The sequence below is a fragment of the Pseudonocardia sp. ICBG1034 genome (assembly GCF_020131375.1).
GTDB lineage: Bacteria > Actinomycetota > Actinomycetes > Mycobacteriales > Pseudonocardiaceae > Pseudonocardia > Pseudonocardia alni.
The window spans coordinates 2,457,869-2,480,111 of the sequence record NZ_JAHLEK010000015.1 but is presented as its reverse complement, the minus strand read 5'-3'; the positions used below and the strand labels follow the sequence as shown (position 1 = coordinate 2,480,111).

Here is a 22,243-nt window from a genome sequence, read left to right as displayed (position 1 = left end):
TGCCTCCCGTGACCAGCGCCGGACTCCTGCTGCACCGGGCCGGGCCGGGCGGCCCGCAGGTGCTGCTCGGCCACATGGGTGGACCGTTCTGGGCCCGCAAGGACGACCACGCCTGGTCGATGCCCAAGGGCGAGCACGGCCCCGACGAGAGCCCGCTCGACGCCGCCCGACGCGAGTTCACCGAGGAGATCGGCGCCCCGCCGCCCGACGGCGAGCCGGTCGGGCTCGGCACGGTCCGCCAGTCCCGCAAGACCGTCACCGCCTTCGCACTGGACGGGTCAGGCTTCACCGGCGCCGACGCCGTCGCCGGCCGTCCCGACGACGGCAGCTGGGTCGAGATGGAGTGGCCGCCCCGCTCCGGGCGCACCCTCCGCTTCCCCGAGCTGGACCGTGCCGCGTGGTTCGACCTCGCCACCGCCCGGGAGAAGATCGTGAAGGGTCAGGTGCCCTTGCTGGACAGGTTGGCCGAGCTGCTCGGCGGGTAGTCGACCACCATGGCGAGCAGCATCAAGGACGACGAGATGTACGAGCGCCTCCGCGAGGAGGGCAACTCCAAGGAGAAGTCCGCGCGGATCGCGAACGCCGCGGCCGCCGAGGGGCGCGGCACCGTCGGCAGGCGCGGCGGCGAGCACGGCGACTACGAGGACCAGACCAAGGACGAGCTCTACGCCCAGGCGCAGAAGGTCGGTATCCCAGGTCGCTCGGACATGACCAAGGACGAGCTGATCCGGGCCCTGCGCGAGCACTGACATCATCGGGGCATGAGCCGCCGTCACGACCACGACGCCGGGGGCGACCCCGGGACCCTCGCCCGCAAGGCGGAGCTGCGCGAGGAGGTCTGGACCGCGCTGACCGAGCAGAAGGCCTCCCGGTTCCCGGGGGCGCGGAACCGGATCTCGAACTTCGTCGGCGCCGAGGCCGCGGCCCGGCGGCTGCGCGAGCTGGACGTGTGGCGCGCCGCCCGCACCGTGAAGTCCAATCCGGACTCCGCCCAGCTCCCGGTGCGCCGGTACGCGCTGGAGGACGGCAAGACCGTGTACATGGCCGTCCCGAGGCTGGCCGAGGACGACCCGTTCTTCCTGCTGGACCCCGACCACCTCGCCGACCCTCCCCACCGCGCCGTGTCGATCAAGAACGCCACGCGGTCGGCCCGCCGGGTCGCCGTCGACGAGCTGGAGCCGGTGGACCTCGTCGTCACCGGCTGTGTGGCCGTCGGCGCGGACGGGGCGCGGCTGGGCAAGGGCGGCGGATTCGCCGACCTGGAGTTCGCGCTGGCCCGCGCAGCGGGACTGATCTCCGACGACACCCTCGTCGTCACCACCGTGCACGAGCTGCAGCTGCGCGACGCCGACGTCGTCCCGTGGGCGGACCACGACGCGCCGGTCGACCTGATCGTCACCCCGGACCGCGTCGTCGACTGCCGGGAGCACCGGCGGAACCGCCCCGAGGGGGGCATCGTGTGGGAGTCCCTGACCGAGGACAAGATCGCGGCCATCCCGCTGCTGGGACGGCTGCGCGAGGAGGCACGCGCATGAGGATCGTCTGCGAGCGCGGGGACATCACCGAGGCCCGGGTCGACGCCGTCGTCAACGCCGCCAACTCCGGCCTGCGCGGCGGGGGCGGCGTCGACGGCGCCATCCACCGGCGTGGCGGGCCCGCGATCCTCGCCGAGTGCGAGCGGCTGCGCGCCGACGACCTGCCCGACGGGCTCCCCACCGGACAGGCCGTCGCGACGACCGCCGGTAACCTGCCCGCCCGCTGGGTGATCCACACCGTCGGACCGGTGTACGCGCGGCGGGAGGACCGGTCGGCGCTGCTGGCGAGCGCCTACCGCGAGTCGCTGCGGATCGCCGACGAGCTCGGCGCCCGGACCGTCGCGTTCCCCGCCGTCTCGGCCGGGATCTACGGGTGGCCGCTCGACGACGCCGCCCGGATCGCGGTCGCCACCGTCCGGGAGGTCGCCGCTGCGGGCACCGCGGTGACCGAGGTCCGGTTCGTCCTGTTCAGCGACGACGTCCTCGCCGCGTTCGAGACCGCCCTAGGCTGACCCCATGATCACCGTGAACGGCCACACCCCGCAGGTCCACGAGCACGCCTGGGTGGCGCCCGGCGCCGTGCTCGCCGGCGAGGTGAGCGTCGGTCCGGAGACCGGGATCTGGTACACGTGCGTGATCCGGGCCGACCTCGCACCGATCACCCTCGGCGCCCGTACCAACGTCCAGGACGGCTCCGTCCTGCACGCCGACCCCGGCTTCCCGGCGACGATCGGCGACGGCGTCACCATCGGCCACCGCGCGGTCGTGCACGGCTGCACCGTGGAGGACGACGTGCTGATCGGCATGGGCGCGGTGCTCATGAACGGGGTGCACGTCGGCGCCGGGTCACTGATCGCCGCGGGTGCGGTGCTCACCCAGGGCACGGTGGTGCCGCCCGGATCGCTGGTCGCCGGGGTCCCGGGGAAGGTGCGTCGCGAGCTCGGCGAGGCCGAACGGAACTCGATCCCGCTGTCGGCCGCCGCCTACGTCCACCTGCTGGGCCTGCACCGCGACGCGAACGCCTGACACACCCGTCGCCGGTCCCCCGGTCACCGGCCCGCCGGGCCACGCGCGGCCCCGCACACCGGTCCGCTCGCCGGACCGGAGGACTGCGGCGTCAGCGCCCGGTCAGCCGGGCGGCGAGCGTCGCGACGCCGTCCCCCGTCAGCCGGTCCAGCACGGCCGGGCGCCCACAGGCGGCCAGCAGCACGTCGACGCCGCGTCCCCGGACCTCCGCGCCCTCGCCCCGCGCGAACCCGGAGTCGTCGGCGACGAACCGCAGGCCCGCCAGCCGGCGCCGGGTGGTGAACGCGAGCGGGACCGTCCCGACCACGAAGTCGAGCGCGATGCGCACGTCGCCGGGATCGGGGTCGAACGGCAGCCCGAGCGGGACGGTGACGTCGGCGGTGTGCACGATCGCGTCGGTCATCGGTCCCCGCGCCCCGATGCCGGGCGGGGCGAAGGAACTGTCGGCCCGCTCCCGCAGCACCGCGACCATCTCGGCGACCGGACGGGCCGCGTCCCGCCGCGCGGCCCGGTCGACCGCCCGGTCCACGTTCCCGCGCGCCCGCAGCACCTGGACCAGGAACGACGGCACCGTCGTGGTCAGCGCGGACACCAGGTGCCCGGCGACGGTCCGCACGTCCCACCCGGCGCACAGGCTCGGCGCCGCGAGCTGCGCGGCGTCGAGCGGGGAGACGAGGTCGGCGAACCCGCGACGGTACCGGGCGGACACCGCGACGACGGCGGCGTCGGGCAGGTCGGAGGTGGTCACGGCGCTGAGCCTAGGCAGGTCCGACCCGGCCGTGGAAGGCGCGGATGTGCGCCTCGATCCGGTCCGCGGCCAGCGTTGCGTCGCCGTCGGCGAGCGCCGCGTGGATCTCCCGATGCTCGGCCCGCAGCCGCTCGCGCAGCGCGGGCCAGTCCCCCTGGGCCTGCATCGCGTCGAGCAGCATCCCGCGCACCGACTCCCGGATCGCCCGGGTCAGCTCCCCCACCAGGCGGTTCCCGGCCGCCGCGGCGATCGCGACGTGGAAGGCGATGTCGGCGTCGCTGAAGGCGGCCGGGTCGAGGTCGTCGTCCATGACGTCCAGCGCGGCCGTCCACTCCACCAGGTCCGACGCCGAGCGCCGGCGCGCGGCCAGCCCGGCGGAGAACCGCTCGAACATGACCCGGGCCTCGGTGACGTCGTCCACCGGGAACGAGTCGACCGCCAGGTGCAGGGCCAGCACCCGGCCGAGTGCCCGCGCCGGGGCGGGCACGACGACCGTCCCGGAGTCCGCACCGGTGCCCACCTGTGAGCGGATCACACCCTGGGCCTGCAGCACCCGCAGTGCCTCGCGGACCGCCTGGCGGGACGCGCCCAGCGTCGCGGCGAGCTCGCGCTCCGGCGGCAGCCGGTCCCCCGGGCGCCACTCGCCACTCGTCAGGCGCTCCTCGACGTGGGCGAGCACCATCTCGTGGGCGGCGGGAACACGCACGTCGTCCTCCTGCTTGTGTGTGGTCCGACCATACCGCTACCTTGGTCGGACCACACCCTCCGTCCCACCACTTCACCGGAGGCGCCATGCCGATCTCCCGGCCCCGCGTCGGCCTCATGGTCACGTGTCTCAACGACGCCCTGTTCCCGGACACCGGCAGGGCCGTCGTCTCCCTGCTGCGCCGGCTCGGTGTCGACGTCGAGTTCCCCGCCGCACAGACCTGCTGCGGGCAGCCGATGGTCAACACCGGCTACCTCGACGAGGCCGTCCCGCTCGTCCGCAACCACCTCGACGCCTTCGCCGGGTACGACGCGATCCTCGCCCCGTCCGGGTCGTGCGCGGGCTCGGTGCGCCACCAGCACGGCCTGGTCGCGCGCCGCTCCGGAGACCCGGGCCTGGTCCGCGGCGTCGAGTCCGCACCGCCGGTGTACGAGCTGAGCGAGTACCTGGTCGACGTGCTCGGCGTCGTCGACGTCGGGGCCTACTTCCCGCACCGCGTCACCTACCACCCGACCTGCCACTCGCTGCGGATGCTGGGGGTCGGCGACCGGCCGACCCGGCTGCTGCGCGCGGTCCGCGGGCTGACCCTGCTCGACCTGCCGGGCTCGGGCGAGTGCTGCGGGTTCGGCGGGACGTTCGCGGTGAAGAACTCCGAGACCTCGATCGCGATGGGCAACGACAAGGCCCGTCACGTCCGCTCGACGGGCGCGGAGGTGCTCGTCGCCGGGGACAACTCCTGCCTGATGCACGTGGGCGGTCTGCTGTCGCGGCAGCGGTCGGGGATGCGCGTGATGCACCTGGCCGAGGTCCTGGCCTCGACCGAGCCGGTGATCGAGGCGCGCGACGAGCGCGCCGCGACCCCGCGCTCGGCGGGCAGCGCGGGGGTGCCGGCATGAGCGGCACGTTCCTCGGCACCCCGGCGTTCCCGGCGGCGGCGCGCGCCGCGCTGGAGGACTCCCAGCTGCGCCGCAACCTGGCCCACGCCACGTCCACCATCCGCACCAAGCGCGGCAGCGTCGTCGGCGAGGTCGACGACTGGGAGCAGCTGCGCCTGGCCGGTGAGGCCATCAAGAACCGGGTGCTGCGGCACCTGCCCGACTACCTGGAGCAGCTGGAACGGTCGCTGACGGCGGCCGGCGCCACCGTGCACTGGGCGCGCGACGCGGTCGAGGCGAACGCGATCGTCGTCGACATCGCGCGGCGGCACGGCACCGACGAGGTCGTCAAGGTCAAGTCGATGGCCACCCAGGAGATCGACCTGAACTCGGCGCTGGAGGCCGCGGGCATCCACGCCTGGGAGACCGACCTCGCCGAGCTGATCGTGCAACTCGGCGACGACCTGCCCAGCCACATCCTGGTCCCGGCGATCCACCGCAACCGCGCGGAGATCCGGGAGATCTTCCTGCGCGAGATGGGCCGCGCCGGGCGCGCCGCCCCGGCGGACCTGACCGACGAACCGGCGCGCCTGGCCGCCGCGGCCCGGGAGCACCTGCGGGAGAAGTTCCTGCGGGCGAAGGTGGCGGTGTCGGGGGCGAACTTCGCCGTCGCCGAGACCGGGACGCTCACCGTCGTCGAGTCCGAGGGCAACGGCCGGATGTGCCTCACCCTGCCCGAGGTGCTGGTGTCGGTGGTCGGGATCGAGAAGGTCCTGCCGACCTTCCAGGACCTGGACGTGATGCTGCAGCTGCTCCCCCGGTCCTCGACCGGGGAGCGGATGAACCCCTACACCTCCACCTGGACCGGGGTCACCCCCGGCGACGGGCCGCAGGAGGTGCACGTGGTGCTGCTGGACAACGGCCGCACCGACGTCCTGGCCGACCCGACCGGGCGGCAGGCGCTGCGCTGCATCCGCTGCTCGGCCTGCCTGAACGTGTGCCCGGTCTACGAGCGCACCGGCGGGCACGCCTACGGCTCGGTCTACCCGGGCCCGATCGGCGCGATCCTCACCCCGCAGCTGCGGGGGGTGGGCACCGACCCGCAGACCGACTCGCTGCCGTACGCCTCCAGCCTCTGCGGGGCGTGTTTCGAGGTCTGCCCGGTCCGCATCGACATCCCCGAGGTGCTGGTGCACCTGCGCGCCGAGGTCGTCGACGCCCACCGGCGGGCGAGCCGGGTGCCGTCGGTGCAGGACGTCGCGATGAGGGCGGCGTCGTGGACGCTGTCCTCGGCCACGCGCACCGGCGCCGCGGAACGTGTCGCCGGGATCGGCGGGAGGCTGGCCGGGCGGCTGGGCCGCACCGCGCCCGGCGGGCGCAGCATCCTCGGCGCGGTGCCCGGCCCGGCGAACGCCTGGTCGGACTCGCGCGACGTGCCGGTACCGGCTGCCGAGTCCTTCCGGGAGTGGTGGACCAGGACCGACGGCGGGCGGAGCCGGAGCGACGACGCCGACGGCGGGCGGAGCCGGAGCGACGACACCGACGGCGGGCGTGAGAACGGGGACGGGGCATGAGCGCGCGCGAGGCGATCCTGGCGAAGGCCCGGCGGGCCCTGACCGACGTGCCCGACGTCGAGCCGGTGCTCGACGTCGAGGTGGTGCGGCCGGTCCCCGACCGGTCGCTGCCGCACGCCCAGGTCGTCGACCTGTTCGACGAGCGGGTCGCGGACTACCGCGCCGTCGTCGAGCGGGCGGACCCGGACACCGCGGCGGCGCGGGTCGCCGGTGCCCTGGCCGGCCGGCCCCCGCTCGCGGGCTCCGGCCCGCTGCGGATCCTGGTGCCGCCGGGCTTCCCGGCCGGCCTGGTGCCCGACGACGTCGAGGTCGTCCCGGACGGGCCGGACGTCGCGGTGTCGGAGCTGGACCGCTGCGACGGCGTGCTGTCGACGGCCGCGATCGGCATCGCCGAGACCGGCACGATCATCCTCGACCACGGTCCGGGCCAGGGCCGGCGGGCCGCGACGCTGGTCCCCGACCTGCACGTCTGCGTGATCCGCGCCGACCAGGTCGTGGCCGGGGTGCCGGAGGCGGTGGCGGCGCTGGACCCGGCGCGGCCGCACACCTGGATCAGCGGGCCGAGCGCGACCAGCGACATCGAGCTGGACCGGGTGGAGGGTGTGCACGGGCCGCGGACACTGCACGTGGTGATCGTCAGCTGACGGTTCCGGCGGGCCCGGCGCTGGTGGTGCCGCCGGACGTGCTGCGGCTGCCCCGCGGGGCAGGCGACGCCGTCCGGAGCCAGGCGTCGCCGAGCGTCCGCACCACCACCGTCGCGATGTCCTCCGCCGAGCGCGCGGCCGGGCCCGAGGGCAGCACCATGTGGCTGACGGTGAGTCGGGCGGCGGTCTCGGCGGCGAGCCGGACGTCGTGCTCGCGGGCCCCGGGCCGGACCCGGCGCAGGTAGCCCGCGGACCGCTCGGCCGCGGCCGCGATGATCGGACCGGAGTCGGTGCCGAACGCGGACGGGACCGCCGCGTCGCCGCTGAGCAGGGCCTTGATCAGCGGGTTCTCCCCCGCCTCGGTGAGGGCGGCGTCGACCGCGGCGACCCACGCCGCGTACAGGTCGGGTTCACCGTCGAGGGCGGCCTCGATCCGGTCGAGGAACCGGTCGGTGGCGCGCAGCACCAGGGCCGAGGCGAGGCCGTCACGGTCGCCGAACTCGCTGTAGAGGGTCTGCCTGCTGACCCCGACCCGGCGGGCGAGCTCGGGCATCGACGGGCGTTCCCCCGCGACCGCGAGGCATTCGGCGGCGTCGAGGACCTCACCGCGCAGCTCGTCGCGGGCCCGCCGCGCCATCGTCCGCCGCTCGCTCATGGGAGACATCATGACACGACCCGTCCATCATCTGGACAGTTGCTCCGGATGTGTCTAACTTCGGCGGGGACACCGACGTCGAGGCCCGAGGAGCAATGCCGTGAAGCTGGTGCAGCAGGCGCGTGAGCGCTGGTCGTCCGTCCTCACCCTGCCCGCACCCGACCGGCTCGACGACGCGCTGCTCGCCACCGGAGCCCGCAGCCACCGCCCCGTGCCGTTCGGTCCCGCACCGCACGGGCTGGCCGAGGTCCCCGGTGACGAGGGCATGCCGCTGCTCGGCCACGCGCTGGCCTACATCCGGTTCGGGCACCGCTTCACCCGCGCCCGCACCGAGGCACTCGGCCCGGTGTGGTGGATGCGGTCCCCGGTCGGCCGGGCGATCGTCGTGACCGGCCCGGCCGCGACCCGGGAGGTGCTCACCAACCGGGACAAGGCGTTCTCCCAGGAGGGGTGGCGCGCGACCGTCGACGCGTTCTTCCACCGCGGCCTGATGCTGCTCGACTTCGACGAGCACCGCGCGCACCGGCGGATCATGCAGGAGGCCTTCACCGCCGACCGGATCGCCGGCTACGTCGCCGCGACCACCCCGGTGGTGCGGGAGGTGCTGCCGACCTGGCCGGAGCGGCTGCGGCTCTACCCGGCGCTGAAGCGGCTGACCCTGGACGTGGCGCAGGCGGTCTTCATGGACGCGCGCTCGGGGCCCGAGGCGGAGGCGGTGAACCGGGCGTTCGTGGACTGCGTGCGCGCGGCGAACTCCTTCGTCCGCCACGACCTGCCCGGGACCCGCTGGCGGCGCGGGCTGCGCGGACGGGCGCTGTTGGAGGACTGGTTCCGCGCGAACCTGGCGGCCAAGCGCGCGGGCGGGGGCACCGACCTGTTCTCCGCGCTCTGCCACGCCCGCACCGACGACGGCGAGACGTTCTCCGACGACGACGTCGTCAACCACATGATCTTCCTGATGATGGCCGCGCACGACACGTCGACCACCACGACGGCGTCGGCGGCGCACCACCTCGCGCGCAACCCGGTCTGGCAGGAGCGCTGCCGAGCCGAGTCCGACGCGCTCGCCGAGCGGATCTCCGACCGCGCCCCGACCGTGGCCGAGCTGCGCGAGCTGACCTCGCTGGACCTGGTGATCCGGGAGGCGCTGCGGCTCGACGCGCCGGTACCGCTGGTCATGCGGACGGCGGTGAAGGACACCGCGGTCGCCGGGCACCACGTGCCGGCGGCGACGCGGGTCGTCGTCGCGCAGGCGGTGAACCACTACGACCGGTCCTGCTGGACCGACCCGGAGCGCTTCGACCCCGAGCGGTTCTCCCCCGACCGGCGGGAGGACCGCTCCGACCGCGACGCGTGGATCCCGTTCGGCGGTGGCGTGCACAAGTGCATCGGGCTGCACTTCGGGACCCTCGAGGTCACCGCGATCCTGCACGAGATGCTGCGCCGCTACCGGTGGAGCATCGAGCCCTCCTACCGGCTGCGCTGGGACAACACCTCGCTGCCGGTGCCGGTGGGCGGCATCCCGGTGCGGCTCACCCCACGCTGACGGCCCACTCGTCGCGGGCGATGCGCACGGCCAGCTCCAGCAGCGCGACAGCCGCGCCGTGCAGCCGCTCCCCCACCGCGCGGTCCGCCTCGCCCGCGGCGACCCGCGCCCAGGTGCCCTCCAGCACGACGCCCAGCTTGAACGCGGCCAGCCCCGCGTACCAGGTGATGCCGGTGGTGTCGCGGCCGCCGGCGTCGGCGTAGGCGGCGACGAGCTCGGCCCGGGTGGGGAGCCCGCCGTGCCCGGCGAGCTCGGTCCCGGCCCCGAAGCCGACGGGGTCGACCGGCCAGGTGACCAGCAGCCAGCCGAGGTCGAGCAGCGGGTCACCGACGGTGCACATCTCCCAGTCGACCAGCGCGGCCACCCGCGGCCGGGTCCGGTCCAGCAGCACGTTGTTCAGGTGCAGGTCCCCGTGCGCGACGCCCGGTTCCGGCTCGGGCGGCCGGTGCCGGGTCAGCCAGTCCGCGGCGACGGCCACGTCGGGCAGGTCGCCCGGGTCGTAGCCGGGCACCTCGGAGTAGGACGCCAGCTGCTCGGTCCAGCGCGGCACCTGCCGTTCCAGGAACGGGCCGGGGCGGCGCAGCCCGTCGAGCCCGACGGCGGCCGGGTCGAGACGTCCCAGCCGGGCCGCGGCCCGGGCCACGTCGAGCACCGCGCCGTGCCGCAGCGCCGGGGTCGCGGCCTGCTCGGGCGAGACCCGCTCGCCGGGGTTGACGCCGTCCACGTCGGACATCAGGTAGAACGGCCTGCCGAGCACCCCGGCGTCGGTGCAGGCGGCGACGAGCCCCGGGTGCGGCACGTCGGTGCCGCGCAGCGCGCCGAGCACGGTGATCTCGCGGGCGATGGTGCGGGCCGACCCCGGCCGCGGGTGCACCGGCGGGGAGCGAAGGACCAGCGGCCTGCCGTCGACGACGGTGCGCAGCACCACGTTCTGGGTGCCGCCGCCGACCGGTTCCAGCTCGCCGGACCAGTCGCCGAGGCCCTGGTCGCGCAGCCAGGCCCCGAGCGCGGCACGGTCGACGACGTCGGCCGGGGACCTCACGTCGACCACGCCATCCCGCCGTCGACCTTGATCGTCGCGCCGGTGGTGTAGCCGGCGTCCGGGCCGGTCAGGTAGAGGATGGCGCCGACGACCTCGGCGGCCTCCCCCACCCGTCCGGCGGGGACGGTGCCGGCGATCCGCGTGCGGAACTCCTCGGTCCAGTGCTCGGCGATGTCGGTCCGGACCGGACCGGGCATCACCGTGTTGACCCGCACCGACGGCGCGTAGGCGCGGGCGAGCCCGACGGTCAGGGCGTTGAGCCCGGCCTTGGCCAGCGCGTAGGGCAGCTCGCCGGGGCCCGGCATCACCGCCGCGACCGAGGAGACGTTCACGATCGCGCCGCCGCCGCCCGCCGCGGCCATGAGCTCCCCGCAGCGGGCCCCGAGCCGGTAGGCGCCGCGCAGGTTCACGGCGAGGACCTTGTCGAACAGTTCCTCGGTGACCTCGGTGAGCGACCCGTAGAGCGGGGACATGCCGGCGTTGTTGACCAGCACGTCGATTCGGCCGTACTCGGCGAGCACCCGGTCCACCAGGGCGTCGCAGTCCGCCCAGCGGCCCACGTGGCAGCCGACGCCCAGTGCCGGCGTGCCGTGCTCCGCGGTCAGCTCCGCGGCCAGCGCGGTGCACGCCTCGACCCTGCGGCTGGCGACGACGACCGTGTCGCCGCGGGCCGCGTACGCCGCGCACGCCGCCCGCCCGATCCCCCGGCTCCCGCCGGTGACGACGACGACCCGGCCTCCGTCGCTCGACGCGCTCATCTCAGGACGCCCCGGAGCCCCCGGCGTTCCACTCACGGTCCTTGCGGTCCTCGGACTCGGTGCGCTCCTTGGCGATCTCCAGCGCGCGGGCCGCGGTGGCCTTGTCCGGGTACGGGCCGAGCCGGTCGGCCGACCGGCAGCCCTCGGCGGTCTCCACGGTGCCGTGCTTGAGGCAGTAGAACCATTGCTCGTCGCTCATGGGACCACCCTGGCACCGATCCACCCCGCCTGTCTCCCGCCGCGCCGGTCCGGCGATGGCAGGCTGGGGGGCATGGCACTGGTGCTCGGGGTGGACTCCTCCACCCAGTCCTGCAAGGTCGTCGTCCGCGACGCCGACACCGGCGAGCTCGTCCGTTCCGGGCGCGCCGCACACCCGGACGGCACGGAGATCGCGCCCCGGCTCTGGTGGGAGGCGCTGGAGGCCGCGATCGACGACGCGGGCGGCCTCGACGGCGTCGCGGCGCTGTCGGTCGCGGGCCAGCAGCACGGCATGGTCTGCCTCGACGAGCGCGGCGAGGTCGTCCGCGACGCGCTGCTGTGGAACGACACCCGCTCGGCCGCCGCCGCCGGCGAGCTCGTCGAGAAGTTCGGCGCGCAGCAGTGGGCGGAGACGACCGGCGTCGTGCCGGTGGCCTCGATCACCCTGGCCAAGCTGCGCTGGCTCGCCGCGCACGAGCCCGACCACGCCGCCCGCACCGCGGCGGTGTGCCTGCCGCACGACTGGCTGACCTGGAAGCTCCGCGGTGGCGGGGTCCCCGGCGGCGCGGGGCTCGACGAGCTGGTCACCGACCGGTCCGACGCCTCGGGCACCGGCTGGTTCGACGGCGTCGTCTACCGCCCCGAGCTGCTGGAACGCTTCTTCGGGTCGACGCCGGCGCTGCCGCGGCTGCTCGGCCCGGCCGAGTCCGTCGACGGGCCGGGCGGGATCCGGGTCGGCGCCGGGGCGGGCGACAACGCGGCCGCCGGGCTGGGTGTCGACGCCGGCGACGACGTCGTCGTCTCGCTGGGCACCTCGGGCACGGTGTTCGCCCGCTCGGAGCGTCGCGCCCAGGACCCCTCCGGGATCGTCGCCGGGTTCTCCGACGCCACCGGCGCCTACCTGCCGCTGGTGTGCACGCTCAACGCCTCCCGGGTGCTGGATGCGACCCGGCGGCTGCTCGGCGTGGACCACGACGAGCTGGGCCGCCTCGCGCTGGCCGCCGAGCCGGGCGCGGGCGGCCTGGTCGTGGTGCCCTACCTGGAGGGCGAGCGGACCCCGAACCTGCCCGACGCCACCGGCGCCCTGCACGGCTGGACGCTGGCGTCGGGGACCCGGGAGAACCTGGCCCGGGCCGCGGTCGAGGGCATGCTGTCCGCGCAGCGGGTCGGGCTGGAGGCGCTGCGCGAGCAGGGCGTCACCGTGTCCGGGGTGACCCTGGTCGGCGGGGCGGCCCGCTCCGAGGCGGTCTGCCGGATCGCCGCGCAGGTCTTCGAGGTGCCGGTGCGGGTGCCCGAGCCCGGCGAGTACGTGGCCGACGGCGCCGCCCGCCAGGCCGCGTGGGCGCTGCACGGCGGCGCGACGCCGCCGTCGTGGAGCGCCGGTGCCGAACCGGCACGCTACGAGGCCGACCCGGCACCGGCGGCCTGGGAGCGCTACCGCGAGGCGGCGGGCGCCTTCCTGGACCGGGTCGCGGGATGACCAGCGAGGGCCCGAAGCGGCTCCTGGTCCTCGGCAAGATCACCGACATCCTGGACGCGTTCACCCTGCAGCGCCCCGTGCTCGGGCTGGGCGAGATCCAGCAGGCGACCGCCATCCCGACCTCGACGGTGCAGCGGCTGGTGTCCAACATGGTCGCCGAGGGGCTGCTGGACCGGGTCGGGGACCGGGTCCGGATCGGGATCCGGATGGCCTACTGGGCCGGGGCCGCGGCCCGCGGGGTGGACCTGCTGGAGCTGGCCGGGCCGCTGCTGCGCGAGCTGCGCGACACCACCGGGGAGACCGCGTCGCTGTTCCGGGCCGAGGGCAGGCACCGGGTGTGCGTCGCCGTCGCCGAGACGCGGCACGCACTGCGCCGGGAGATGCACGTCGGCAAGGTCATCCCGCTGCACACCGGCTCGGCGGGCCGGGTCCTGCTCGCCTGGGCGCCCGAGCTGGCCGCGGAGGTGCTGGCCGGCCCGCTGCCGTCGCTGACCGAGTACACCGTGACCGACCCGGAGACGCTGCGCGAGCTGCTGGACGACACCCGCCGCGACGGGTTCGCGATCACCGTCGCCGAGCGCGACGACGGCGGCTCCGGACTGTCCGTGCCGGTGTTCGACCACGCCGGGGAGGTGACCGCGGCGCTCACGGTCAGCGGACCGACCATCCGGTTCGGCCGCTCGGAGTGCGAGAAGTGCGTGGACCTGCTGGTCGGGGCCGCGGAGCGACTGACCCGCACCCTCGGCGGGCGCCCGCCGGGCTGACCCGGCGGCCGGCTCAGCGACGGCAGCCGGGGTCCCGGCCGGTCAGCGCCACGATGCGCTCGATCGGCGTCGCCCCGGGGCCCGGTTCGACGGCGGGCGCGAACACACCCATGCCCTGCCCCTGCTCGGCCATGGCCGACACCGCGGTGAGCGTGGCGTCGAGGACCTCCGCGGGCCACTGCGGGTCGACCCCCACCGCACGGCCGAGGTCCCATCCGTGCACCACGAGCTCACCCAGCACCATCCCGCCGATGACGGCGGCCGGGACCTGCTCGCCCATGGTCACCGTGCCGTCCCAGGCCGCCGGTTCCGACCACACGGCCACCAGGTCCTCCCGGGCGGTGTGGAGCCGGACGGGCCAGTCCCCGGTGACCGGAGCGGCCGGTTCGGGTCCGTCGGCCGGTCCGTGCCCGGAGCGCCGCCCCACCTCGGCGAGCACAGGGGTCCAGTACAGGAGGTGGCCGAGCAGGTCCTGCAGGTCCCACTCCGAGCACGGCGTGGGACGGGTCAGCGGGAGCCGGGCCGCGGCCGCGACGAGCGGGACGTGTGCGGCCGCGGCGGCGACGATGTGACGGTGCATGACGGCGACGCTAGGGCCCGGGCGTGCCCGGGGTCTTGGACGAACGCGACGGTTCCGCCGGATCCCGGCATACTCGCCCACCGTGGACGAGGACCCCCGCCGCCTCCCGCCGGCCCGGGCCCGTCACCAGCGGGTGCGCACCGTGCCCCCACCGGCCGATCTGGCGGGCTTCGTCGAGCGGTTCTGGATCGTCGACTGGCACTACGACCGGCCCTACCGGCAGAAGGTCGTCCCCTACCCGCAGGTGCACCTGACCGTTCAGCCGGGGGCCGCCGCGATGCTGGCCGGGCCGGCGACCCGGTACGTCCACCGCGAGCTGACCGGGACCGGCCGGGTGGTCGGGGCGGCGCTGCGGGCGGGCACGGCCCGGGCGCTGGTCGGCGCACCCGTCTCGACCGTCACCGACCGCCGATGCCCGGTCGCCGGAGTCGTCGCCGCGGACGTGAACGGGCTGACCGACCACCTGCGCGCGAGGCTCCCCGCCGACGGGCCGGACCGGGCCGCGGCACAGGCACGGGACCTCGTGGCCACCGTGGCCGGGGACCGGTCGCTGGTCCGGGTCGACGATCTGGCCCGCGACACCGCGACCAGCGTCCGTTCGCTGCAACGGCTGTTCCACGACCACGTCGGGGTCGGTCCGAAGTGGGTCATCCGCCGCTACCGGCTGCACGAGGTGACCGAGCTGATGGCGGCGGGCGTGCCGGTCCGGTGGGCCGAGGTCGCCGCCGACCTCGGCTACGCCGACCAGGCCCACCTCAGCCGGGACTTCACCAGGATGTTCGGCGAGCCCCCGACGTCCTACGCGCGGCGCTACTGACCGTCGTCCGTACGGTCCCGGCGCGGCCCCGCCGTCCACGGGAATGCCTGGGCGTTCGAGCGGACCCCGCGGGCGGTCGCCGAGCGCATCGGCTCCCCCAGCTCGGCGAGCAGGTCCTCCGACCACGTGACGAGGTCGGCCAGCACCGCGGGGGTCAGCCAGTCCGGGCGCAGCGCGAACAGCAGGTCCTCGCTGGCGGTGTTGCCGCTGGCCCCGGGCGCGAACGGGCAGCCACCCAGTCCGCCCAGCGCGCCGTCGAGGACGGTCGCACCGTTCTGCACAGCGGCGAGTGCGTTCGCGACGCCCTGGCCCCAGGTGTCGTGGCCGTGGAAGGCGACGCGACGGCCGTCGGCGCCCGCGGCGACCCGCCCGACCAGCGACCCGACCTCGGCCGGGTTCGCCTGACCGAGGGTGTCGCAGACGACGACGTCGCAGGAGCCCGCGGTGCGCGGGTCGGCGACGATCTCGACCACCCGGTCCGGGTCGACGGGTCCGTCGAACGGGCAGGTGAACGCCGTCGCGAGGCACAGCTGGATGCGTCCGCCCGCGGCACGCGCGTGCTCGACGGCCTGCGGCATCGCGTCGAGGGAGACGGCGGTGTCACGGCCGATGTTGGCGTTGTTGTGCGCATCGGACACCGAGAAGCAGTACTGGACGTTGCGGGCCCCGGCGGCCACCGCCTTCTGCACGTGCCGCGGCGTCGCCACCCACACCCAGCAGCGCTCCAGCTCCTCCGGTGTCAGCGCGGCGACGACGTCGAGGGTGTCCGCCAGCGGCGGCACCAGGTCGCCGCGGGCCAGCGACCCGATCTCCAGCTCCGGCACGCCCGCGCCGAGCAGCGCGCGGACCAGCCCGACCTTGCGGTCGGTGGGCAGCGGCTTGCCGGTGAGCTGGAGCCCGTCGCGCAGCGTGACGTCCCGCAGGACGACCCCGTCGGTGCTCATGCGTCCTCCCCCGATGCGGCCCGGATCGTGTCCGGGGTGTATCCGAGCAGCCCGCCGAGGACGTCGGCGGTGTCGGCGCCCAGGTCCGGCCCGACCGAGCGGACCGGGACCGACCGGCCGTCGAGCACCGGCACGATGCCGGGGAACCCGACCCGTGCGGGTTCGGCGCCGCCGGTGTCGACGTCGAAGTACTGGACCATGTCGCGGGCGCGGAACTGCTCGTCGGCGACGATGTCGGCGGCGGAGTGGATCGGCCCGGCCGGGACGCCGGCCTCCTCCAGCTTCGCGAGGACCTCGTCGCGGGGCAGCGAGCGGGTCCAGGTCTCGATGGCGCCGTCGAGCTCGTCGCGACGCGCCCAGCGGCCCGCGTTGGAGGCCAGCTCCGGATCCGCGCCCAGGTCCGCGCGGCCGATGACGGTCATGAACCGGCCGTAGATGGAGTCGCCGTTGCCGGCGATCACGACGCTGCCCCCGTCCGCGCAGACGTAGGCGTTGGACGGGGCGATGCCCTCCATCCGCCCGCCGACGCGGCGCCTCTCGACGCCGTAGGCGAGGTGGTCGGGGACGAGGGACTCCATCATCGAGAACACGGCCTCGTTGAGCGCGACGTCCATGCAGCGCCGGTCCAGCGCGGGCCGGTCCGTGCGGCTCTCGCGCTGGTAGAGACCCATCATCGCGGAGAACGCGCCGTAGAGCCCGGCGATCGAGTCCCCGATCGACACCCCGGTCCGCGACGGCGGCCGGTCGGCCTCCCCGACGAGGGCGCGCAGCCCGCCCATCGCCTCGGCGACGGCGGCGAACCCCGGCCGCGACGACAGCGGCCCGGTCTGCCCGAACGCCGAGATCCGCACGAGCACGACGTCGGGGTTGACGGCGTCGAGCTCGGCCGGGCCCAGCCCCCACTTCTCCAGCGTGCCGGGCCGGAAGTTCTCCAGCACCACGTCGGAGCGGGCGGCCAGGTCCAGCACGGCCTGCTTCCCCGCGGCCGAGCGCATGTCGAGGGTGATGGAGCGCTTGTTGCGGTTCAGCGTCCGGTACAGCATCGAGGTGTCCCCGGCGTAGAGCCGCCAGTTGCGGATCTCGTCGCCGGTACCGGGGCGCTCGACCTTGATCACCTCGGCGCCGAAGTCGGCGAGCAGGCGTCCGGCGGTGGGGGCGGCGATGTAGTTGCCGAGCTCGAGCACCCGGACTCCGGACAGCGGAAGTTGCGACACGACTCTCCCTAGACGACGAGCGACAGCGGCAGGATCACCAGGATCGCGACGACGGAGGCGATGGAGACCCCGACCGAGCAGGTCTTGAGCGTCCCGCGCACGGACTGCCCGAGCAGCGACTGCAGCAGCCAGAACGTGTTCGAGGTGACGTGGACGGCGAACAGCGCCCCGGCGCCGGCGGCCAGCGCGATCAGGACCGGGGCCAGGCCGATCACCGGGGCGACCGGGGCGAGCACCCCGGCCGCGGTGATCGCCGAGATCGTCACCGACCCGATCGCGACGTGCAGCACGGCGGCGATCAGCCACACCATGAGCAGCGGTGCGGCGGTACTCGCGGAGAAGAAGCGGCCGAGAATCTCGCCGAGGCCCGCCTCGGAGATCGTCGTGGCGAGCGAGCCGCCGACGCCGGTGAGGATCAGGATCTGCCCGCTCTCGCGGAACCCGTCGGAGACCGCGGACTCGACCATGCCGCGCCCGTGGGCGACCCCGACGACGGCGGTGGTCCCGATCAGCGCGAGCAGCAGCGCGATCACCGGCTCGCCCAGGAACGCGATGACGGGGTGGGTGACCCCGGCCGCGTCGAGGACGGCGCCCGCGGCGATGAGCAGCAGACCCACCAGCAGCGGGCCGAACAGCAGGGCCAGCGGCAGCTCGCGACGCGCGGAGCCGGACACCGCGGTGCCGACGGCGGCCGGGACCGCACCCCCGCCGGGCCCGGCTCCGCCTCCCCCGTCCGTGCCCCCGCCGCCCGGGGAGCCGGTACCGGTGGGCCGTCCCCCGGCGCTCCCGGCGTCGGGTGCGGCGGTGTCCGGCGGGTCGGCCTCCGCACCGGCGGGCACGCCCGCGGCGACCGGCTCCTGCTCGTCGCGGGCCGGGTCCCACCAGCCGCGGCGCAGCAGCACGGACATGATCCCGGTCGCGATGAGCACGGTCGGCACCACGACGACCAGGCCCAGGATCAGCATCTGGCCCAGCGGCACCCCGAGCACACCGGCGAGTGCGACCGCACCGACACCGGGGACCATGAACACGATCCCGCACTCCAGGCCGATCGCGAGCGCGGTCGCCATCCGCGGCAGCCCCTTGTCCCCGATGCGCGGAGCGATCCGACGGGCCAGCGGTGCGGAGATGACCAGCAGCACGTCGACGAAGATCGACTGGAGTGCGGTGGAGACGGTGACGGCGGTGGCGTAGGGCATCCCGCGCGGGCCGCAGGCCGTCAGCAGCGCGGAGACCAGCCGTTCGATGGCGCCCGCATGGTGCAGCATCGCGCCGGTCAGGACACCGAAGGCGATGAGCAGCCCGACGTCGGCCAGGATGTCGCCGAACCCGCCGGTGACCGCGTCGACCGTCCCCGTCACCCCCAGGCCGGCGGTCAGGCCCAGGTAGACGGCGCCGATCACGAGGGAGATCACCGGGTTGAGCCGGAACCTCACGATCAGCACGACGACGGCGAGCACGGCGACGGCCGTGTTCACCACGATGACGGTGTCCGACACGATGATCCCCCTGGCATCGACGACGATGTCGTAACCACATCATGAACTCGGACCCACCATGCGAGCAACCCTGCAGGTCAGGCGGCGGCCAGCGCCCCACCGAACCCGATCAGCGCGACCCCGGCGACGACGTCACCGGCGCGGCGCACGCGACGCCGGGTGAAGAAGGCCCGCGCCCGGTGCACGGCGAGGACCAGTCCGACCCCGTAGACGCCGCCGAGCACCGCCACCGACAGTGCCAGCAGCAGCGCGTCGGCGGTGGTCGTCACCCCGGGCACGAGGAACTGCGGCAGCACCGACAGGTACATGACCAGCACCTTCGGGTTGGTGATGTTCGAGCCGAAGCCGACCAGGAACGACCGCCGCGCCGGCAGCCGCGGACCGCCGTCGGGGACCACGGGGTAGTCCCCGCGGCGCGCGGCGCGCAGCGCCTGCACCCCGAGCACGCAGAGGTAGACCACCCCGGCCCAGCGGATCACGGTGAACGCGGTGTGCGAGCTCGCGACGAGCACACCGAGCCCGAACGCCGCGGCGCCGCCCTGCAGGGCGTTGCCGGTGAACACGCCGGCCAGCGTCGAGAGTCCGCCCGCGCGCCCGCCGACCAGCGAGGCACGCAGCATCACGAAGGTGTCCGGGCCGGGCATCAGCACCAGCCCGACGACGATCGACAGGTAGGCACCGTAGGACGTCCAGCTCACGAGGGGCCATCGTAGGCTGCTGCCCCGTGAGATCCCGCCGGCGCCGCACGTCCCGGGAGGCGTCCCCGCTCCCGACGGTCGACGGCCTCGCGCCGGCCCGCGTCCGCACCCCGGCGACCGGCGGGTGGGCGACGATGCGCGACCACCTCGTCGACAGGTTCCCGCACGTCGCGGAGCGGATCGACGCACGGCTGGCGGCCGGGGAGATCGTGACCGCGGACGGCCCGGTCACCCCGGCCACGCCGTACACGCCGTCGACGACGCTGTGGCTCTACCGCGACGAGCCCGACGAGGTACCGGTGCCGTTCGGGCTGCCGGTGCTGCACGCCGACGACGACGTGGTCGTCGTCGACAAGCCGCATCTGCTCGCGACGATCCCGCGGGGCAGCCACGTCCGCCAGACCGTGCTGGTGCGGCTGCGCCACGAGCTGGGGCTGCCCGCGCTCAGCCCGGCGCACCGGCTCGACCGCGCCACCGCGGGGGTCCTGCTGCTGGTGGTGCGCCCGGAGCTGCGCGGCGCGTACCAGACGTTGTTCGCCCGCGGCCGGGTCACGAAGACCTACGAGGCGCTCGCCCGGTTCGACCCGGACCTGGAGCTGCCGCGCACCGAGGTGTCGCGGATCGTGAAGCGCCCCGGGGTGTTCGCCGCCGTCACCGAGGACGGCGAGCCGAACGCCGAGACCCGCGTCGAGCTCGCCGGGCTGCGGGGCGAGTGGGCCCTGTACCGGCTGACCCCGCGCACCGGGCGGACCCACCAGCTGCGGGTGCACCTGAACGGGCTGGGCGTGCCGATCCTCGGCGACGACGTCTACCCCGAGCTGCACCGGCGGGCACCGGAGGACTTCACCCGCCCACTGCAGCTGCTCTCGCGTGCCCTGGAGTTCGACGACCCGGTGACCGGGGCGCGGCGGCGCTTCGTCAGCGGCCGCACCCTGCAGGCGTGGGACGACCCGGACGGCTGGGCCGCCGGGACGCCGCACGAGTGGTGATCAGCCGACGCTGCGGTCGTCGCCGTCGTCGAGGTGGTGGCCGTTGCGGTGCCCGCCGGGCACCGGCGCGCCGTTGACGGCGCCGTTGCGCGCACCACCGGCCGGTCCGTGCGGTCCGTGGTCCTCCGCGGCGCGGTGGCGGCCCTCGCGCAGACCCCGCTGGTAGCTGGCCAGCCGGTTGCGCACCCGGTCGGGCTGGCGCTCCCGCGACCCGGTCGGCGCGAGGCCGTTCGGGGTGTCCCGCCACGACGGCGGCACCATCGCCTGCCCGGGCAGACGCTGCGGCAGGCCCTGTGCGGTGGTCGGCAGGTCGACGACCCGGTCGGCCCGGATCCGGGCGGCGTCGAACTCGGCGTCGCCCGCGGTGCGCCAGTTGTCGTTCTGCGTGACCGGGAGCGCCGTCGTCTCGGTCGATCCCGGTTCACGGAACCAGGCCGAGGCGACCGCCGCGAAGATCGGCGTGTCGTCCGCGTCGTCCACGGGCACCGGCACCTCCGAGTCGAACGGTCCGAACAGCTCCACCGGCGGGGTCGCCCCCGCCGCGCCGGTGACGGGCAGTGCCTCGGTGGCCGGGGGGTCCTCCGGCGCGGGCGGCGGTGGCGGGGCGCCGTTGCGCGCCGGGCCGGTGCCCGGCGACGGCGGTCCGTACGGCGGGCGCGGGCCCGGGCCGGGGCCGGGCGTACCGGGGCCGGACCCGTTCGGTCCGGGACCGGCCGGGCCGGGGGCCTGCGGACGGGCAGCCGGGGCACCGGAGCCGGCGAAGGGGGCCGCGGCCGCGATCCCGCCGGCCGGGCGGGGGGCACGGCGGGGCAGCCCGGCGGGCGCCGCGGGCTCGTCCCGTTCGGGGGCGACCGGCGGCCAGCTGCGCTCGGGTTCCGCCACCGGGGCCTCCCGGGGCGGCCACGGCACGTCCGCCGCCGCGTCCGGTGCGGGCGCGGGGGCGGGTGCCGGGCGGCGCAGCGACGCCGTCGTCCCGGTCCCGGCCTGCTCGGCGGACTCGGCCGGCTGCGGCTCCGCGGCGGGCGCGGCGGACTCGGAGCGGCCACCGCCGAGGACCGAGGACGGCAGGTGGAGCACGGCGATCGGGGCGATCGCGGAGTTCCCGGCGGGGGCGCGGACGCCGAGCCGGGCGCCGATGGCGCGGGCCAGCCGCGCGGCCACGTGCAGGCCGATCTCCTGCGGGGCGACCGGGCCGCCGGGGGTCGCCGAGCCCAGCGCCCGGTCCAGCTCCTCGACCGGGGTGCGGTGCCGCGGCGACTGGGTCCCCTGGAGCTCGACGACGATCCCGCCGTCGGGACCCCAGCGGGTCAGCAGCTCGATGCGGTCCCCGGCCGGGGTGGCGCTCGCTGCGTGGGCGAGCAGCTCGGCCAGGATCTGGCCCAGGACGGGCTCGGCGGTCGCGTCGACCGAGACGCTCGGGGTCGGCGGGACGATCGTGCGCGAGGCCGCCTCACTCGCGGAGACGACGGTGTTGAGCGCCTGCCCGAGCGGGGTCGACGGGGCCGCGAGCCGGGGCCCGCGGGGGGCGCCGGCGAGGACGAGGATGTGGTCGCCGTCGCGGGCCCCGCGGCGGGCGGCCGCGGCCAGCTCGGCGAGGTCGGCCAGCGCACCCGGGCGCAGCTCACCGGCTCGCAGCCGTTCGGTCAGCAGCTGCTGGCGCTCCGAACGGGCCCGCAACCGGTGCGCGATCGCGGCCAGCACCGCGTCCCCGGCCGAGGCACCCGCCGGGCCGGACGGGTTGGGCGGCGGGTCGTCTCGCGCCACGCGATCGTCCTCCGAACCGTTCGGACGGCGCCCGGGGTCGGACGCCACGTCAGTACCCGCTCGGGTAGCGGGCGGGACGGTTGCGAAGCCTACTCGTCGGTCCGCCCAGCGCTCGCTCTGATGCGGTGGGCGGTGGATCGTGGACGGGCGGGCGGCGCGCCCCCCGCAGGCGGGTCACCGGGGCGCC

At 75.6% G+C, this 22,243-nt stretch carries 25 protein-coding genes; 13 read left to right on the top strand and 12 right to left on the bottom strand.

Annotation, left to right across the window (positions count from 1 at the left end; translation table 11 throughout):
• The first annotated feature begins 8 nt into the window (after window positions 1-8).
• Genes KPF22_RS13175 through KPF22_RS13155 form a run of 5 tightly spaced genes read left to right on the top strand, consistent with a single transcriptional unit; the run spans window position 9 to window position 2,561 of the window.
• Window positions 9-485: an NUDIX domain-containing protein gene (locus tag KPF22_RS13175; RefSeq protein WP_374107490.1), complete on the top strand. Its 477-nt coding sequence runs from the start codon at window positions 9-11 to the stop codon at window positions 483-485.
• 9 nt (window positions 486-494) lie between these two features.
• Window positions 495-749 carry a Rho termination factor N-terminal domain-containing protein gene (locus KPF22_RS13170; protein ID WP_224402204.1) on the top strand — a complete coding sequence of 85 codons (255 nt, stop codon included), beginning with the start codon at window positions 495-497 and terminating at the stop codon, window positions 747-749.
• A 12-nt stretch (window positions 750-761) separates the two neighbouring features.
• Complete coding sequence (locus KPF22_RS13165; RefSeq protein ID WP_208820102.1) at window positions 762-1,535, top strand: 5-formyltetrahydrofolate cyclo-ligase; 774 nt, start codon at window positions 762-764, stop codon at window positions 1,533-1,535.
• Window positions 1,532-2,047 (top strand): O-acetyl-ADP-ribose deacetylase, encoded by a 516-nt coding sequence (locus tag KPF22_RS13160; RefSeq protein WP_224402203.1) that lies wholly within the window; start codon window positions 1,532-1,534, stop codon window positions 2,045-2,047. Before KPF22_RS13165 ends, KPF22_RS13160 begins: the two co-directional genes overlap by 4 nt.
• A gap of 4 nt (window positions 2,048-2,051) precedes the next feature.
• The gene (locus KPF22_RS13155; RefSeq protein WP_208820100.1) at window positions 2,052-2,561 is read left to right on the top strand and encodes a gamma carbonic anhydrase family protein; all 510 of its coding nucleotides are present in this window, start codon (window positions 2,052-2,054) and stop codon (window positions 2,559-2,561) included.
• Window positions 2,562-2,652: 91 nt separating this feature from the next.
• On the opposite strand, the gene KPF22_RS13150 is transcribed toward KPF22_RS13155, so the two are convergent.
• Window positions 2,653-3,309, bottom strand: a complete 657-nt coding sequence (locus tag KPF22_RS13150; RefSeq protein ID WP_208820099.1) for a maleylpyruvate isomerase family mycothiol-dependent enzyme — start codon at window positions 3,307-3,309, stop codon at window positions 2,653-2,655.
• A 10-nt stretch (window positions 3,310-3,319) separates the two neighbouring features.
• Window positions 3,320-4,015 (bottom strand): FadR/GntR family transcriptional regulator, encoded by a 696-nt coding sequence (locus KPF22_RS13145; RefSeq protein WP_224402202.1) that lies wholly within the window; start codon window positions 4,013-4,015, stop codon window positions 3,320-3,322.
• Window positions 4,016-4,101: 86 nt separating this feature from the next.
• Here KPF22_RS13145 and KPF22_RS13140 point away from each other — a divergent pair, with 86 nt between their 5' ends.
• From KPF22_RS13140 to KPF22_RS13130, 3 genes are read left to right on the top strand one after another with little or no spacing between them, the layout of a single operon-like run.
• Window positions 4,102-4,911, top strand: a complete 810-nt coding sequence (locus KPF22_RS13140) for a (Fe-S)-binding protein (protein ID WP_208820098.1) — start codon at window positions 4,102-4,104, stop codon at window positions 4,909-4,911.
• A complete protein-coding gene (locus KPF22_RS13135; protein ID WP_224402201.1) occupies window positions 4,908-6,464 on the top strand; it encodes a lactate utilization protein B in 1,557 nt (518 codons plus the stop codon). The genes KPF22_RS13140 and KPF22_RS13135 overlap by 4 nt, the downstream gene beginning before the upstream one ends.
• Window positions 6,461-7,108 carry an LUD domain-containing protein gene (locus KPF22_RS13130; RefSeq protein ID WP_208820095.1) on the top strand — a complete coding sequence of 216 codons (648 nt, stop codon included), beginning with the start codon at window positions 6,461-6,463 and terminating at the stop codon, window positions 7,106-7,108. The genes KPF22_RS13135 and KPF22_RS13130 overlap by 4 nt, the downstream gene beginning before the upstream one ends.
• On the opposite strand, the gene KPF22_RS13125 is transcribed toward KPF22_RS13130, so the two are convergent.
• Window positions 7,101-7,763, bottom strand: a complete 663-nt coding sequence (locus KPF22_RS13125) for a TetR/AcrR family transcriptional regulator (RefSeq protein WP_224402200.1) — start codon at window positions 7,761-7,763, stop codon at window positions 7,101-7,103. The two genes, KPF22_RS13130 and KPF22_RS13125, sit on opposite strands and share 8 nt — an antisense overlap.
• A gap of 100 nt (window positions 7,764-7,863) precedes the next feature.
• Here KPF22_RS13125 and KPF22_RS13120 point away from each other — a divergent pair, with 100 nt between their 5' ends.
• Complete coding sequence (locus KPF22_RS13120) at window positions 7,864-9,309, top strand: cytochrome P450 (RefSeq protein WP_224402199.1); 1,446 nt, start codon at window positions 7,864-7,866, stop codon at window positions 9,307-9,309.
• Here the strand turns inward: KPF22_RS13120 and KPF22_RS13115 are convergent.
• The 3 genes from KPF22_RS13115 to KPF22_RS13105 are packed head-to-tail and all read right to left on the bottom strand — an operon-like array spanning window position 9,296 to window position 11,308.
• Window positions 9,296-10,351 carry a phosphotransferase family protein gene (locus KPF22_RS13115; protein WP_224402198.1) on the bottom strand — a complete coding sequence of 352 codons (1,056 nt, stop codon included), beginning with the start codon at window positions 10,349-10,351 and terminating at the stop codon, window positions 9,296-9,298. The two genes, KPF22_RS13120 and KPF22_RS13115, sit on opposite strands and share 14 nt — an antisense overlap.
• Window positions 10,348-11,109: an SDR family NAD(P)-dependent oxidoreductase gene (locus KPF22_RS13110; protein WP_224402197.1), complete on the bottom strand. Its 762-nt coding sequence runs from the start codon at window positions 11,107-11,109 to the stop codon at window positions 10,348-10,350. Before KPF22_RS13110 ends, KPF22_RS13115 begins: the two co-directional genes overlap by 4 nt.
• Window position 11,110: 1 nt before the next feature.
• On the bottom strand, window positions 11,111-11,308 hold the full coding sequence (locus tag KPF22_RS13105; RefSeq protein WP_062395865.1) for a hypothetical protein: 198 nt from the start codon (window positions 11,306-11,308) through the stop codon (window positions 11,111-11,113).
• A 72-nt stretch (window positions 11,309-11,380) separates the two neighbouring features.
• Here KPF22_RS13105 and KPF22_RS13100 point away from each other — a divergent pair, with 72 nt between their 5' ends.
• Window positions 11,381-12,787, top strand: a complete 1,407-nt coding sequence (locus KPF22_RS13100) for a xylulokinase (protein WP_224402196.1) — start codon at window positions 11,381-11,383, stop codon at window positions 12,785-12,787.
• Window positions 12,784-13,551: an IclR family transcriptional regulator gene (locus KPF22_RS13095; RefSeq protein WP_224402195.1), complete on the top strand. Its 768-nt coding sequence runs from the start codon at window positions 12,784-12,786 to the stop codon at window positions 13,549-13,551. The genes KPF22_RS13100 and KPF22_RS13095 overlap by 4 nt, the downstream gene beginning before the upstream one ends.
• A gap of 13 nt (window positions 13,552-13,564) precedes the next feature.
• On the opposite strand, the gene KPF22_RS13090 is transcribed toward KPF22_RS13095, so the two are convergent.
• Entirely contained in the window at window positions 13,565-14,131 is a 567-nt protein-coding gene (locus tag KPF22_RS13090; protein ID WP_224402194.1) for a TIGR03086 family metal-binding protein, read from the bottom strand.
• A gap of 82 nt (window positions 14,132-14,213) precedes the next feature.
• On the opposite strand from KPF22_RS13090, the gene KPF22_RS13085 reads away from it, so the two are divergent.
• Window positions 14,214-14,948, top strand: a complete 735-nt coding sequence (locus KPF22_RS13085) for a helix-turn-helix domain-containing protein (RefSeq protein ID WP_224402193.1) — start codon at window positions 14,214-14,216, stop codon at window positions 14,946-14,948.
• On the opposite strand, the gene KPF22_RS13080 is transcribed toward KPF22_RS13085, so the two are convergent.
• The 4 genes from KPF22_RS13080 to KPF22_RS13065 form a co-directional block, all read right to left on the bottom strand.
• Entirely contained in the window at window positions 14,942-15,892 is a 951-nt protein-coding gene (locus KPF22_RS13080; RefSeq protein ID WP_224402192.1) for a hydroxymethylglutaryl-CoA lyase, read from the bottom strand. The genes KPF22_RS13085 and KPF22_RS13080 overlap by 7 nt on opposite strands.
• Entirely contained in the window at window positions 15,889-17,106 is a 1,218-nt protein-coding gene (locus tag KPF22_RS13075) for a CaiB/BaiF CoA-transferase family protein (RefSeq protein WP_208820074.1), read from the bottom strand. The genes KPF22_RS13080 and KPF22_RS13075 overlap by 4 nt, the downstream gene beginning before the upstream one ends.
• Before the next feature lie 8 nt (window positions 17,107-17,114).
• On the bottom strand, window positions 17,115-18,605 hold the full coding sequence (locus KPF22_RS33125; RefSeq protein ID WP_224402191.1) for a GntP family permease: 1,491 nt from the start codon (window positions 18,603-18,605) through the stop codon (window positions 17,115-17,117).
• A 77-nt stretch (window positions 18,606-18,682) separates the two neighbouring features.
• A complete protein-coding gene (locus KPF22_RS13065) occupies window positions 18,683-19,303 on the bottom strand; it encodes a LysE family translocator (RefSeq protein WP_224402190.1) in 621 nt (206 codons plus the stop codon).
• A 26-nt stretch (window positions 19,304-19,329) separates the two neighbouring features.
• Here KPF22_RS13065 and KPF22_RS13060 point away from each other — a divergent pair, with 26 nt between their 5' ends.
• A complete protein-coding gene (locus KPF22_RS13060) occupies window positions 19,330-20,292 on the top strand; it encodes a pseudouridine synthase (RefSeq protein ID WP_224402189.1) in 963 nt (320 codons plus the stop codon).
• On the opposite strand, the gene KPF22_RS32675 is transcribed toward KPF22_RS13060, so the two are convergent.
• Window positions 20,293-22,056, bottom strand: a complete 1,764-nt coding sequence (locus KPF22_RS32675; protein ID WP_305080319.1) for a hypothetical protein — start codon at window positions 22,054-22,056, stop codon at window positions 20,293-20,295. It lies immediately after the preceding gene.
• Window positions 22,057-22,243: the final 187 nt, after the last annotated feature.